Genomic DNA, 13,737 nt, shown 5'->3' on the forward strand with positions numbered 1-13,737 from the left:
GTGTATCTGGAACAATGAAGTTGAAGGACAGCGCGCATGATCCCCGGTGAGATCATGGTGGCCGAGGGCAACATCACCCTGAATGCAGGGGCCGAGGCCATCACACTGCATGTGGCCAACACAGGTGACCGGCCTGTGCAGGTGGGCAGTCACTATCACTTTGGCGAGGCCAACAGCGCGCTTGATTTTGATCGGGATGCGGCCCGTGGCATGCGCCTGAATATAGCGGCGGGCACTGCTGTCCGGTTCGAACCCGGCCAGGCCCGCGACGTGTCGTTGATCCCGATCAGCGGGGCGCGACGGATTTTTGGGTTCAACCAGAAAATCATGGGGCCGCTTTGAGCAGCAAACCACCCCAACGAGGAGGATCAGACGATGTGTGATGTTTGTGTGATGAATGCGGTGAAGGATCGGATGCTGTCGCGCCGTGACTTTTTCAAAACCAGCGCGGCGGTCGGTGCCGCGGCAACTGTCGGGATGACGGCGGCCCCTGCTGCGATGGCCGCCGGACATGGGGGTGTGTTTGACATGTCCCACCCGCTTAGCCCCGACTTTCCGACCTTTTTCGGCGTGCCGGGCATTTCGATGGAGCAGCAGTTCAACTTTGCCGAACACGGCTTCAACCTGATGAACCTGAGCGTCAACGAACATACCGCCACCCATATCGACGCGCCGTTGCACTTTTCAGCAGACGGGGCGTCGGTTGACGAGATCCCCGTTTCTGATCTGGTGATCCCGTTATGCGTTATCGATATCGCGGCCAGGGCGGCAGAAGATCGGGATGCGCAGGTGACGCCGGACGATCTGAAGGCCTGGATCGCGGAGCATGGCGCGATCCCGGACAAGGCGTGCATCGCGATGCATTCGGGTTGGGCGGCAAAGTCTGGCGATGCGGCGGATTATGTCGGCAACGATGATGCGGACGTGAAACACTTTCCCGGCTTCCACGTGGAAGCAACGCAGATGCTGCTCGAGGAAACGACCGCAGTGGCCATGGCGGTCGACACGTTGTCGCTTGATCATGGGCCGTCGGGAGATTTTGCGACCCACTACGCCTGGTTGCCCGCCGGACGGTACGGAATCGAAAACCTTGCCGGTCTCGACCAAGTGCCTGCTGCCGGTGCCACATTGGTCGTCGGTGCGCCCAACCATGTGGGTGGCACGGGCGGTCCGGCCCGCATCTTTGCGATGGTCTAGTGCGCCACGCGATGCCCATGACATACGGGCTGAGCAGCGCATTCGCGTTGGTCAGTCCGGCACGCTTACGTGATGGGCATCGCTTGAATGCTGCACTGCGGCATAACGTCCAAACGGCCACTTCCGGTCACACTTTGACCGTCTCACAGCGTAAGCTGGCGAAGCGGCGGTGCATCCAGCACAGCCGCGCCGTCGGACGCATGGGCAAAACGCCAAATGTCCGGTGGCACAGGGAGGGTGAAGAACACCCGTGTGCAGGGGCTCTCTTTGCAGGCGGCAAAGCTGTGCATGGACGGAGAACACCTGTGACCAATCTGACAAAAACGACAACTGAAGCCACCGCCAATCTGCGGTCGATGGCCCTGATCGCCGCGGAATCCCAAGCCGTCATGGCGATGCGCCTGATGGGCATGGTCGGGGCCTACCCCGTTGGTCCCACGGAAAAGCAGCGCATGGTTGACGAAAAACTGACCGCCATGACCGAGGCTCAAGTGGCCATGTGGCACACGCTGATGTCCTTTGGCCCGCCCCACGCAGTGATGGCGGCAGGACTCAAACCGATCCGTCAAAAGACCCGTGCCAACGCGCGCCGTCTGTCCAAACGCGCCTTAATGACCAAGAGGTAACCGATGCCCCCAGCCATCCCCCGCGCCGATTATGCCGCCATGTTCGGCCCCACCGTGGGCGACAAGGTGCGCCTTGCCGATACCGATCTGATCATTGAGGTCGAGCGGGATCTGGGTGCTGAACGGGTGGGCGCGGCGGTGACGGGGGACAGCGGCGACAACGTCCTGCACTACGGTGAAGAGGTGAAGTTCGGCGGCGGCAAGGTGATCCGCGACGGGATGGGCCAGGCGCAGACGACCCGCGCAGACGGCGCGGTCGACACGGTGATCACCAACGCGCTGATCGTGGATCATACCGGCATCTACAAGGCGGATGTGGGCCTGCGCGACGGGCGCATCGCGGCGATCGGCAAGGCGGGCAACCCCGACACGCAACCCGGTGTCGATATCATCGTCGGCCCCGGCACCGAAGCTATCGCGGGTGAGGGGCGCATCCTGACCGCAGGCGGGTTCGATTCACATATCCATTTCATCTGCCCCCAACAGATCGAAGACGCGCTGCATTCCGGCCTCACCACGATGTTGGGTGGCGGCACCGGCCCGGCCCATGGTACACTGGCGACCACCTGCACGCCGGGGCCGTGGCATCTGGGCCGCATGTTGCAGGCAGCAGATGCGTTTCCGATGAACCTCGCCTTTGCGGGCAAGGGCAACGCCTCCCTTCCCGCCGCGCTTGAGGAACAGGTGCGCGCGGGGGCCTGCGCGCTGAAACTGCACGAAGATTGGGGCACCACGCCGGGTGCCATCGATTGCTGCCTTTCGGTCGCGGACGACATGGATGTGCAGGTGATGATCCACACCGACACGCTGAATGAATCGGGCTTTGTCGAGGACACCGTCGCGGCCATGAAAGGGCGCACCATCCACGCTTTTCACACCGAAGGGGCCGGGGGCGGGCACGCGCCTGACATCATCAAGATCTGCGGCGATCCCAACGTCTTGCCGTCCTCCACCAACCCCACCCGCCCCTTCACCGTGAACACGATCGAAGAGCATCTGGACATGCTCATGGTCTGCCATCACCTCGACAAGTCGATCCCCGAAGACGTCGCCTTTGCCGAAAGCCGCATCCGGCGCGAGACCATCGCCGCAGAAGACATTCTGCATGATATGGGCGCGTTTTCGATCATCGCCTCTGACAGTCAGGCCATGGGCCGCGTGGGCGAGGTGCTGATCCGCACTTGGCAAACGGCGGACAAGATGAAGAAACAGCGCGGGCGATTGGCCGAGGAAACCGGTGACAACGACAACATGCGCGTGCGTCGCTATATCGCGAAATACACCATCAACCCGGCCATTGCGCATGGTATTGCCCATGAGATCGGCAGCATCGAGGTGGGCAAACGGGCCGATCTATGCCTGTGGAACCCGGCTTTTTTCGGGGTCAAACCCGAGATGGTCCTGCTTGGCGGCACCATTGCCTGTGCGCAAATGGGCGATCCCAACGCTTCGATCCCGACGCCGCAGCCAGTCTATACCCGGCCCATGTTCGGGGCCTTTGGGCGCTCGGTCGAACGCTCGGCCGTGACGTTTGTATCTGCCGCAGCACAGGACGCGGGCATCGGCGCGAGTCTTGGCCTGCGCAAGGACACCGTCGCGGTGACGCACACCCGGGGCATTGGCAAGGCCGATCTGATGCTGAACACCGCCCTGCCCGAGATCGAAGTACATCCCGAAACCTATGAGGTCCGCGCGGACGGCGAACTACTCACCTGTAATCCGGCCGAGGTGTTGCCGATGGCGCAGCGGTATTTCATGTTTTGAAGACCTATCCGACATTACGCGCCAGCGCGACTATGTACCCCGCAACGCGACATCAAGCAGGTTCGTCACATCGAAATCGGTGGTGTCTGAAGGCCCGGACGTGTCGAGCAGCCGCACATCCGTCATTGTTTGGCACCGCACGAAACGCGGATTGTCGCGAATATCGGGCGGCAATCTCTTGGCATCGAACCGGCGCACGGCCTTGCGTTCAATCCGCACGACGGTGTCACCCACCGGAATATCGTGCTGATCCACATGTGCCGAGATCTGATGCAGCAGCGCAAGGCGCACATGGGTTTCGCGATCTTTCAGCGCGGCCAGTTCGGTGCGCAGCGCAACCAGTTCACGCGCAAGCGTCACTTCTAGGGGAATCTGATCAGTCATGCGGCCACCCTACCCATCAAACCCTTGCCGCTTCGTTACCGCTCACCCGCTAAATCCGGATATCGTCCCATGATGACCGCCCAAACCTATCATCCCCACATCCATGCGACGCCCGCAGATCACCTGTCGCTCACCTACGAAGATCGGTTCCTGCGGCGCAAAGTGCTGACCCTCGCCTCCGGCATGCCGCTGCTCGTAGATCTGGCCCAAACGACCTCGCTCGATCATGGTGGCGCGCTCATCACCACCCAAGGTGAGGAAATCCGCATCGAGGCCGCACCCGAACCGCTGCTGGCCGTCACCGGCGACAGCCTGCACCGGATCGCCTGGCATATCGGCAACCGCCACACCCCCTGCCAGATCGAGGACACCCGGCTTTTGATCCTGCGCGACCATGTGATGGCGGACATGCTTGCCAAAATCGGCGCGCAAACCGCCGAAGTGGTCGAACCGTTCACCCCCGAGGGCGGGGCCTATGGCCATGGGCGCACCCACGGGCACGATCACACACACAGTCACACATGACGCCTGCGCTGACCCTCATGCAATGGCTGTCCCCGGCCTTTCCGGTGGGGGCATTCGCCTATTCGCACGGGCTGGAGCAGGCCATCAAGGACGGGGCGATCACCGGGGCGGACAGCCTGTTGGACTGGCTGACGGCCCTGCTTGAGCATGGGTCGGGCCGGGCGGACGCGGTCCTGTTGGCGGTCGCCTACCGCGCCGAGGACCCTGTCGATGTGGACGCCACAGCGCGCGCCTTTGCGGCCAGCGCTGAACGCCTGCTCGAAACGACCCAACAGGGCACCGCATTCTGCAACACGGCGCAGGCGGTGTGGGGGTTGAAGCTGGGGGCGCTGACCTATCCCGTCGCCGTCGGGGCGGCGGCCAAGGCGATGAACATCACCCTCGCCGACACGTTACCACTGTACCTGCACGCCTTTGCCTCCAACCTCGTGTCCGCCACGCAACGGGGGCTGCCACTGGGTCAGACGGACGGACAAAGGGTGCTGGCCAAGCTCGCGGGCACGATCACAGCCGTGGCGCAGGAGGCGGCGACAAGCACGCTCGACGACCTCACATCCGCCACCTTTGCGGCAGACATCGCCGCAATGCGCCACGAAACACTGGAACCAAGGATCTTTCGCTCATGACCCAACTCAACGGCCCCCTGCGGATTGGGATCGGCGGCCCCGTCGGCGCAGGCAAAACCACCCTCACAGCCGCACTGGCAAGCGCCCTCAAGGGCGACCACTCCATCGGCGTGATCACGAACGACATCTACACCCAGGAGGACGCCGAAGAGCTGATGCGCCGCCAAATCCTGCCGCAGGACCGGATCATTGGGGTCGAAACGGGGGGGTGTCCGCACACGGCCATCCGCGAAGATGCCTCGATCAACCTTGCCGCCGTGGCCGAAATGCGCACCCGCCATCCAGAGATCGAAGCCATCCTGATCGAGTCCGGTGGCGACAACCTCTCGGCCACGTTCTCGCCCGAGTTGGCGGACATCACCCTTTATGTGATCGATGTGGCCGCGGGCGAGGAAATCCCGCGCAAGGGTGGTCCGGCCATTACAAAGTCGGACTTGCTGGTGATCAACAAGACCGACCTCGCCCCCCATGTCGGGGCCTCGCTAGAGGTGATGGAGCGAGACGCCACGCGGATGCGCGCAGGCAAGCCCTTTGTCTTCGCAGCTTTGCGACACGGGACAGGTGTGACCGACATCATCACCCATATCCGCGCCCTGTCGGGCCTTGGGCTCACCAGCGCCTGACCACATCTTTCCTTTCGCCAAAAATACCTCGGGGGGCGGCCGCAGGCCGCGGGGCAGAGCCCCCTTTCTTTCGCAAAAGGCTAAAGCGCCAAAATTTGGCGACACCCACCTTAGACGAAATCAATGAACTTGTTCATGGGCATCTCGCGAATACGCTGACCTGTCGCTGCAAAGATCGCATTGGACAGCGCTGCCGCCGCAGGGGGCACCATCGGCTCCCCCATCCCGCGCACGTGGTCGCCATTCTCAAGGCCACGCACCATGATCTCGGGCGCCTGATACATGCGCATCCCCTCGTAATCATAGTAGTTCATCTGATCGACCATGCCGTCAGAATAGGTCACCTCGGCGTTCATCGCATGGCCCAAAGCCCAGACAATCCCACCCTGCACTATGTTTTCAAAGTTCACGGGGTCCACGACCGTGCCCACCTCGGCTGCGACCCAAACCTTGTCGATGCGAATACCGCTGTCCGTGTTTGTTACCTCGACAACCTCCGCCACAGGCACGCCAAAGGACATGCAGAACGCAACACCGCGTCCTTTGCCTGCGGGCAAAGGCGCACCCCAGCCCGACATCTCGGCCACGGCCTCTAGGGTCTTGCGGGACGGATCGTGCCAGCACAACCGCATCCGTTCCTCCATCGGGTCGGCACCGGCGGCGTGGATCAATTCATCCAGAAATACGTCATGGAAGAAGCCGTTGGTCGAGGCACCGACCGCGCGCCACGAGGTGATTGGCGCGAGTTCCGGCGCGCGGTAACCCGACACGCGGTAGTTGGGGATCGACATGGGCTGTTCCCAAGCTCCGGCTACGATCTGCAAGTCCGGGCCGGGCACGGGCAGGCCCTGACGGCCCATCTGGCTCGCCACAACCGAGGGCATGGCGATGCCCAGATCATAGGCCTCGACCTTGCCATCGCGCACCGCACCACGCCCCCTTGCCATGGCGATCTGGCGGGTGTCGTTATGGGTCATGTCCTCTTCGCGCGAATAGGTCAGCTTGACCGGTGTTCCGCGCAGTTCCATCGCGATTTCCGCAGCTTCCTTGACCACCCGATCTTCAAGGCGGTGCCCAAAGCTGCCCCCCATAACCTGCACATGCACATGCACATCATCCGCGTCATAGCCGGTGATCTTGGCCACGTTCGTCTGCACAAAGCGGGGAATTTGGGTGCCGGTCCACACATCCACACGGGCGTCGGTGACGCGCACGGTCGCGCTGATCGGCTCCAGCGGGGCATGGGCCAGATAGGGCGCGCGGTATTCGGCCTCAATCACGTCCGCGCCCTCAAGCGCGGCCTCAACGTCCCCCTCATCCCGCTTGCGGGTATCAAGGGCGTCTTGGGTGAAACTGTCGGACAAGGCGGCCCAATGGCCGTCCATCTCCGACGGATAAGGGGCATCGCCCCACTCAATCTCAATCGCATTCACGGCCTGAATGGCGCGCCATGTGTTGTCGGCCACCACAGCGACGCCCCCTGTGATCGGCACCACCTTCTGCACACCACGCATGGCCTCAGCGGCGCTCGCATCATAGCTGACCATGTTACCGCCGCGCCGTGGATTGGTGCGCACGCTGGCATGGACCATCCCGTCGATCTCAAAGTCGATACCATAGCCTTGCGTACCAGTGGATTTCGCCACGATATCAATGCGCTCCATCTCTTTCCCGACCAAGCGCCACGTCGCGGGATCGCGCAAGGTGACGTCATTGACCGGGTCAAGGGTCGCCGCAATCGGTGCCAGCGAGACGTAGCTGAGCGTCGTTCCATCGGGCAGTTCGACGGCTCCATTGGCCGTCTTGAGGTCCGCCACCGACACACCGCTTTGCTGTGCAGCGGCCGCCTTGAGCGTCTCGCGCGCCACCGCCCCGGCAAGGCGGAGTTTCTCGAAACTGTCCGGCACGGTGGTCGAGCCGCCCGTGATCTGAAGCCCCATGAACTTAAGCATCGCATCCATCACACCGCGCGCCGAACTGGCCACGAAACTCTCATCGGTCGATCGGAACGGGGCGGCCTCTGCACTTAGCGCCGTGTTGTAATAGGCAGGGCTCGGCATGCCGGGATCAACGCGGATCTGCTCAAGGGTCACGTCCAACTCTTCGGCGATCAGGGCGGCCTGCACCGAATAGGCCCCCTGCCCGCTATCGGCGCGCGGCGTGATCAGGGTGATGCCGCTGGCGTCAATCTTGACGTAAGGGGTGAGGGCGGCGGCATCCTCGGCCAGGTCATCCAACAGCGGATTGGCCACCGGACGCTTGTACATGAAATAGCCAAAGGCGACCCCACCCACAAGCGTGGCCGACCCGACCAGAAACGTGCGACGTGCGATTTTTCCAATACGGCTCATCGGCTTAGACCTCCTGCAACTTGGTGGCGGCGGTTTTGACGGCAGCGCGGATGCGGGTGTAAGTGCCGCAGCGGCACAGGTTCCCGCTCATCGCTTCGTCAATATCCGCGTCTGAAGGATTGGGAATGTCCGACAAAAGCGAGGCCGCCTGCATGATCTGGCCCGACTGGCAGTAACCGCATTGCGCAACCTGATGCGCGATCCACGCCTCCTGCACCGCGTGCAGGGTCTCCGGCGTCCCAAGCCCCTCGATGGTTGTGACCTCGCCGTCGACATCGCCTGCAAAGGTCTGGCACGAGCGCACCGCAACACCGTCGATATGCACCGTGCAGGCCCCGCATTGCGCCACACCGCAGCCGTACTTTACCCCCTTGATGCCCAATTCATCGCGCAATACCCACAACAAGGGCATGTCGTCTTCGACATCAATGTCGTGGGATGTGCCGTTCACTGTCAGTTTCATCTGTGCCTCCGATGGATTGCGCCTGTGCGGTCAACATAGACCATCCGGCCCACAGCAAAACCTGCCGATCGCGCCAAAACGATGGAAGATCGCGCCAACGCGCCCAAGGTCCCGCAACGTCACCTGCATGAAACGCAAAAAAGGCCCCGCGCGGGGGCCTTTCGTCGCGCGATATCACGGGGGTCAGAACTCGACCACTGCCCGGATCGACTTGCCCTCGTGCATCAGATCAAAGCCGTGATTGATCTCGTCCAATGTCAGCTTGTGGGTGATCATCGGGTCAATTTCGATCTTGCCGTCCATGTACCAGTCCACGATCTTGGGCACGTCGGTGCGCCCCTTCGCGCCGCCAAAGGCGGTGCCGCGCCAGACCCGGCCCGTGACCAGTTGGAACGGGCGGGTGGAGATTTCCGCGCCCGCCGGGGCCACCCCGATGATGATGCTTTCGCCCCAACCCTTGTGGGCCGCCTCGAGCGCGGTGCGCATGACCTCGACATTGCCGGTCGCATCAAAGGTGTAATCCGCCCCGCCGCCCGTCAATTCCACCAGATGGGCCACCATGTCACCCTCGACCTTGGAGGGGTTCACGAAATCGGTCATCCCGAAATGTTCGCCCATTTCGACCTTGTCATCATTCAGATCCACGCCGACGATCTGATCACATCCGGCCATCTTGAGACCTTGAATGACATTAAGGCCAATACCACCCAGACCAAAGACAATGGCCCGGCTGCCAATCTCGACCTTGGCGGTGTTGATGACAGCGCCGATGCCCGTGGTCACGCCGCAGCCGATGTAGCAGATCTTGTCGAATGGCGCGTCCTTGCGGACCTTGGCCAGCGCAATCTCGGGCACCACCGTGTGATTGGCAAATGTAGAGCAGCCCATGTAATGGTGGATCGGCGTCCCATCGAGCATCGAAAAGCGCGTTGATCCATCGGGCAACAGACCCGCGCCCTGGGTCGCGCGGACCTTTTGGCACAGGTTGGTCTTTGGGTTGAGGCAATATTCGCATTCGCGGCATTCCGGCGTGTAGAGCGGGATCACGTGATCGCCCACCTCCAGCGTCGTCACCCCCTCGCCCACTTCAATCACGACGCCCGCGCCCTCATGGCCAAGAATGGCGGGAAAGATACCCTCGGGATCCGCGCCCGACCGGGTGAAATCATCCGTGTGGCACAGGCCGGTCGCCTTGATCTCGACCAAAACTTCACCCTTGCGGGGGCCGTCCAGATTGACCTCCATGATCTCAAGAGGTTTGCCAGCTTCAACAGCAACGGCGGCGCGGGTTCTCATCATGGTCATATCTCCCTCGATTTTGGCGGCCATCAAGGCCAGCCAAGCGCGCCCCTGTCAATCAAAAGGGGCGGTGCGCCGGAATTAAATCAGGGCTCGGGGATCGACGGGCGGGCGACGTAGCGACCCGTGACAAGGGAACGTCGTGATGTCAGGACCGCGCCAGAACGAAATCATGCACCACTTCGAAATAGGGGCCATCCATCCCGGCCTCGGCAATCTTGTCCGCATCCTCGATCAGATCGAACTTGGCCATCAGGCTTTCCTTCACCCCAAAGACCGCATCCGAATGGATATATTCGTCATCCGGGTCAAAGATGTGGGTGGTCAGGGTGTCAAAGCCGTCGGCCTCAAGAATGTAGTGGAGATGGGCTGGCCGCCACGCATGGCGCCCCAACGCTTTCATCAGCTGGCCTACGGGTCCATCTTCGGGGATCGCGTAGTTTCGAGGCTTCACCCCTTCGAACCAATAGGCCCCGTCCGCCCCGGTGCGGAACACGCCGCGCAGGTTGAAGTCTGGCTGGATGCCCTTTTGCTGAACATCATAAAAGCCCTCATCATTGGCCTGCCAGACGTCGATCTTGACGCCGTCGATAGGGTTGCCCTCGGTGTCCAGAATGCGCCCGCGGATCAGCATTTTGTCGCCCTTGCCATCAAGGCAGATGTTGGATCCCATCGGCAGCTCGGGTACGTCGGGCAGGTGGAACGGCCCCAGTACGGTGGATTCCGATGCTCCTTGCGGTTTGCGGTTGTTGATCGCATCGACCAGCATCGAAACGCCCAGCACGTCGCTCAGCAGGATGAACTCCTGCCGCCAGTCGGTGCAGGTGTGGCCGGTCTTGGTCAGGAACTGGATCGCCTCGAACCATTCGGCCTGCGTCGGCTCGATCTCTTTGATGCAGGCGTGCATGTGGCGCACGATCGCCTCCATGCAGGTGGCAAGCCGTTCATTGTCCGTATTCGTGCGCGCCGCCACAACCTCGGCAGAGTTTTCTTCGGTGAAATATCCATCTGGAGCGGTCATGGTTCAGTTGTCCTTTGCGAGGATTGAGGAAAAGACGCGGGTGAGTTCGGCCACGGGATCATCCGCCATCGCCTCACTGCGCCATGCAACGTGGTGGTCCGGGCGCACAAGGACGCAACCCGCCTCGCCCACCTCGCGCGCGCGGGCCCAATCGCCAGCATGATCAACGAGCGGCTGGCGTGGCCCGATCACATGCGCCGACAGGGTAAGCCCCATTTCGGCTGCCACCTTGGTGGCCGCATCGGCCCAGGCCTGCCCGTTCAGACCGGTCAGAAGGGCAAAGCCCCCCTTGGTCAGATCCAGCGTCGAGTGCTTTTTGCCCGCCGCGTCAAACAGCCAGACATGGGGCAGGCGCGCACCCGGCCATGTGGTCGGCTGATAATGCAATTCGTGATCGAGATCGAAGGCCGGTTCCATCTGTCCATCCGTCACCACCGCTCCCGATTGATAGCGCTGGTTCATCTCGACCCCATGCGCGTCAAATTCGTATTTTTTGAACGCAATCGCTTCACGCAAGGCGGTGCGCTGTGCCTCGGCCTCTGCTGTGCTGTCGCAGCGCTTGTCCATATTCGCCTGCATGACATCCGGGTCCGTATGCCCGATCAGACCCAGTGCTTCAAAAATCGGACCAAACTCCCCGATGGACTGGTTCGCGCGGGTCACGATCTGTTTGGCAACCGGTGCGCGTTCGGCGTTGTAGCTCTCAAGCAGCCCCTCGCCCGCCTGCCCTTTCAGCACGGCCGCCAATTTCCAGGACAGGTTAAAGGCGTCCTGAATGGAAGTGTTGGACCCCAGCCCGTTCGAGGGCGGGTGGCGGTGCGCCGCATCCCCCATAATGAACACGCGATCCTTGGACAGCTGCGTCGCATAGGCGTCGTTCACCGTCCAATAACTGATCGCCTGCATGTCGATCTCAAGCTCGGGATCGCCCACAAGATCGCGGATGATCTTCTTGGCCTCGTCATCGTTCAACTCGGGGCGTTCACCGTCAATGTCATAGCCCCAGATCGCCATCCATTCGTTCCACGGGCGGATCATGCGGATCACGCCCATGCCGATGCCGCCCACGTTCGATCCGGGCTGCATCACCCAGTAAAGAACCGACGGGCGGTGCGCGACATGTTGGCTGAGGTCCGCCTTGAACAGCAGGTTGATGGAGCCTGCGACACCCATCTTGCCCTCAATCGGCAGGCCAGTGTTTTCGGTGACAGCCGAGTTGCCGCCATCCGCCCCGATCAAGTATTTCGAACGCACGGTAAAGGTCTGGTTGGTGAGCCGGTCCAGGATCGTTGTGGTCACACCATCCGCATCGGCCACGTGGCTTTTGTACTCACAGGACATGCGGGCCTGAGTGCCGCGCGCGCAGGCGGTTTTGAACAGCAGCGGCTCCATATATGTCTGGGGCAGATCGTTCATCTTGCTTGGCGAACTCAACGCGTGCTCCGCCCGGCTGAGCGGATGCGTGCCCCATGTCTGGATACGCCCCAACTCTTCGCCCGTCAGGCTTTCGCAGAACACGTTCGAGCCCATGAGATCCTGTTCTGTGGCGTGCATGTATGCTTCGCCTTCGACCTCTTCGCCCAAGTCCCGCAGCACCTCCATCGTGCGTTGGTTGGTGATATGCGCGCGGGGGCTGTTGGCCAGCCAGCGATAGCGGTTCACGGCCATGTTCTCGATCCCGTAGGTCGACAGCAGGGCCGCAGCCGCCGATCCCGCCGGGCCGGTACCGATGATCAGAACGTCGGTGGTGATATCTGCCATTTTTTGGGTCCTCCTCCAAGGATCGGGTCAAGGGTGCGGGCGCGCGCCCTCCCAGGCGGCCTGCAACAGGGTGCGGATGCCGTCCCGTGTGATCGGGGCGGGATTGGGATAGGGTTTGCGGGTCGCCAGATCTGCGGCCTGGTCCAATTGCGCCTCGGTCACGCCAAGGTCGCGCAAGGCGGACGGGGCATTCAGGCGCGCGGCATAGTCATAAAGCGTGGCACCCGCTGAGACGCCGCGAAAGATCTCGCAGATCGGGGCCAGCAGGTCGGGTACGACCAGCGCGTTGTAGGCAATTGCGTGGGGCAGGATAATCGCGTGCGTTTCTGCATGTGGCAGGCCTAGCGATCCGCCAAGCGTGTGGCACAGCTTGTGATGCAGTGACATGCCCACGAGGCCCAAAACCGCACCACAGGCATAGGCCCCGCGCAACGTATCTTCGCGCGCGGCAAGGTCGTGCGGCGCAGCCACCACCGCCTCAAGGCTGCGGGCAAAGGCGCGCAGGCCGTCGAGCGCCAGTTCATCTGATGCAGCGGTGCGGTTGGGCGCATAAAGCGCCTCAGCCGCGTGCGCGATGGCGTTCAGCGCCGACGTCACCGTCATCCCGACCGGCAGCGACGTGACGAGTTCGGGGTCGTACAGTATTACCTCGGGCTGTACTCGTGGATCGCTGAGCGTGGTTTTTACGCCGTCCTCGGTTTGACCCAGGATTGGGGTCGCCTCGGACCCAGCATAAGTTGTCGGGATCACGATCTGGGGCACGTCGGTGCGATAGGCGATGGCCTTGCCAAGGCCCGTGGTCGAGCCACCGCCAATGGCGATGACGCAATCGGCGTCCACGCTGCGCAGATGTTCAACGGCCCGCGCGCTGACTTCGACAGGCGTGTGCATGACCGCCCCCGAAAACACGCCAGCGGCCCACTCGCCGATGGTTTCGGCAAGCGCCAGTGCGCTTTTCGATTGTGGCGGTGTGGACAGGATCAGGGCACGCGCACAGCCCAGGCGGCGCATCTCCTCGCGCGCTTGGTGGCGCAAACCAGCGCCGAAACGGACATGGACGTCAGGTGGGGCGAAAGAGGTGTCGGCCATCATGGCCT

The 13,737-nt window shown here is 62.3% G+C and carries 14 protein-coding genes; 7 read left to right on the plus strand and 7 right to left on the minus strand.

Features of this window, described 5'->3' with window-relative positions:
* Positions 1–36 precede the first annotated feature (36 nt).
* The 4 genes from Q0908_RS02810 to ureC all read left to right on the plus strand — a co-directional run bounded on the left by Q0908_RS02810 (position 37) and on the right by ureC (position 3,587).
* Positions 37–342: an urease subunit beta gene (locus Q0908_RS02810; protein ID WP_299280922.1), complete on the plus strand. Its 306-nt coding sequence runs from the start codon at positions 37–39 to the stop codon at positions 340–342.
* Positions 343–375: 33 nt separating this feature from the next.
* Complete coding sequence (locus tag Q0908_RS02815; protein ID WP_299280923.1) at positions 376–1,197, plus strand: cyclase family protein; 822 nt, start codon at positions 376–378, stop codon at positions 1,195–1,197.
* 305 nt (positions 1,198–1,502) lie between these two features.
* Positions 1,503–1,823: an antifreeze protein gene (locus Q0908_RS02820; RefSeq protein WP_299280924.1), complete on the plus strand. Its 321-nt coding sequence runs from the start codon at positions 1,503–1,505 to the stop codon at positions 1,821–1,823.
* 3 nt (positions 1,824–1,826) lie between these two features.
* Positions 1,827–3,587, plus strand: coding sequence for an urease subunit alpha (gene ureC, locus Q0908_RS02825; protein WP_299280925.1), 1,761 nt, complete (start codon positions 1,827–1,829; stop codon positions 3,585–3,587).
* A 30-nt stretch (positions 3,588–3,617) separates the two neighbouring features.
* Here ureC and Q0908_RS02830 read toward each other — a convergent pair whose 3' ends face one another.
* The gene (locus Q0908_RS02830; protein ID WP_299280926.1) at positions 3,618–3,971 is read right to left on the minus strand and encodes a hypothetical protein; all 354 of its coding nucleotides are present in this window, start codon (positions 3,969–3,971) and stop codon (positions 3,618–3,620) included.
* A 69-nt stretch (positions 3,972–4,040) separates the two neighbouring features.
* Between Q0908_RS02830 and Q0908_RS02835 the strand changes: the two genes are divergently transcribed.
* The 3 genes from Q0908_RS02835 to ureG are packed head-to-tail and all read left to right on the plus strand — an operon-like array spanning position 4,041 to position 5,745.
* Positions 4,041–4,496: an urease accessory protein UreE gene (locus tag Q0908_RS02835; RefSeq protein WP_299280927.1), complete on the plus strand. Its 456-nt coding sequence runs from the start codon at positions 4,041–4,043 to the stop codon at positions 4,494–4,496.
* Positions 4,493–5,122, plus strand: coding sequence for an urease accessory protein UreF (locus tag Q0908_RS02840; RefSeq protein WP_299280928.1), 630 nt, complete (start codon positions 4,493–4,495; stop codon positions 5,120–5,122). The genes Q0908_RS02835 and Q0908_RS02840 overlap by 4 nt, the downstream gene beginning before the upstream one ends.
* The gene (gene ureG / locus Q0908_RS02845) at positions 5,119–5,745 is read left to right on the plus strand and encodes an urease accessory protein UreG (protein ID WP_299280929.1); all 627 of its coding nucleotides are present in this window, start codon (positions 5,119–5,121) and stop codon (positions 5,743–5,745) included. Before Q0908_RS02840 ends, ureG begins: the two co-directional genes overlap by 4 nt.
* 110 nt (positions 5,746–5,855) lie before the next feature.
* Here ureG and Q0908_RS02850 read toward each other — a convergent pair whose 3' ends face one another.
* The 6 genes from Q0908_RS02850 to Q0908_RS02875 all read right to left on the minus strand — a co-directional run bounded on the left by Q0908_RS02850 (position 5,856) and on the right by Q0908_RS02875 (position 13,729).
* Positions 5,856–8,096 carry a molybdopterin cofactor-binding domain-containing protein gene (locus Q0908_RS02850; RefSeq protein ID WP_299280930.1) on the minus strand — a complete coding sequence of 747 codons (2,241 nt, stop codon included), beginning with the start codon at positions 8,094–8,096 and terminating at the stop codon, positions 5,856–5,858.
* Positions 8,097–8,100: 4 nt separating this feature from the next.
* Positions 8,101–8,559, minus strand: a complete 459-nt coding sequence (locus Q0908_RS02855) for a (2Fe-2S)-binding protein (RefSeq protein WP_299280931.1) — start codon at positions 8,557–8,559, stop codon at positions 8,101–8,103.
* A gap of 183 nt (positions 8,560–8,742) precedes the next feature.
* Positions 8,743–9,855 carry an S-(hydroxymethyl)glutathione dehydrogenase/class III alcohol dehydrogenase gene (locus tag Q0908_RS02860; RefSeq protein WP_299281288.1) on the minus strand — a complete coding sequence of 371 codons (1,113 nt, stop codon included), beginning with the start codon at positions 9,853–9,855 and terminating at the stop codon, positions 8,743–8,745.
* 151 nt (positions 9,856–10,006) lie between these two features.
* The gene (locus Q0908_RS02865) at positions 10,007–10,879 is read right to left on the minus strand and encodes an intradiol ring-cleavage dioxygenase (protein WP_299280932.1); all 873 of its coding nucleotides are present in this window, start codon (positions 10,877–10,879) and stop codon (positions 10,007–10,009) included.
* A 3-nt stretch (positions 10,880–10,882) separates the two neighbouring features.
* Positions 10,883–12,640 carry an FAD-dependent monooxygenase gene (locus Q0908_RS02870; protein ID WP_299280933.1) on the minus strand — a complete coding sequence of 586 codons (1,758 nt, stop codon included), beginning with the start codon at positions 12,638–12,640 and terminating at the stop codon, positions 10,883–10,885.
* Between the two features lie 27 nt (positions 12,641–12,667).
* A complete protein-coding gene (locus Q0908_RS02875; protein ID WP_299280934.1) occupies positions 12,668–13,729 on the minus strand; it encodes a maleylacetate reductase in 1,062 nt (353 codons plus the stop codon).
* Positions 13,730–13,737: the final 8 nt, after the last annotated feature.

It is taken from the genome of uncultured Tateyamaria sp. (genome assembly GCF_947494755.1).
Classification (GTDB): Bacteria; Pseudomonadota; Alphaproteobacteria; order Rhodobacterales; family Rhodobacteraceae; genus Tateyamaria.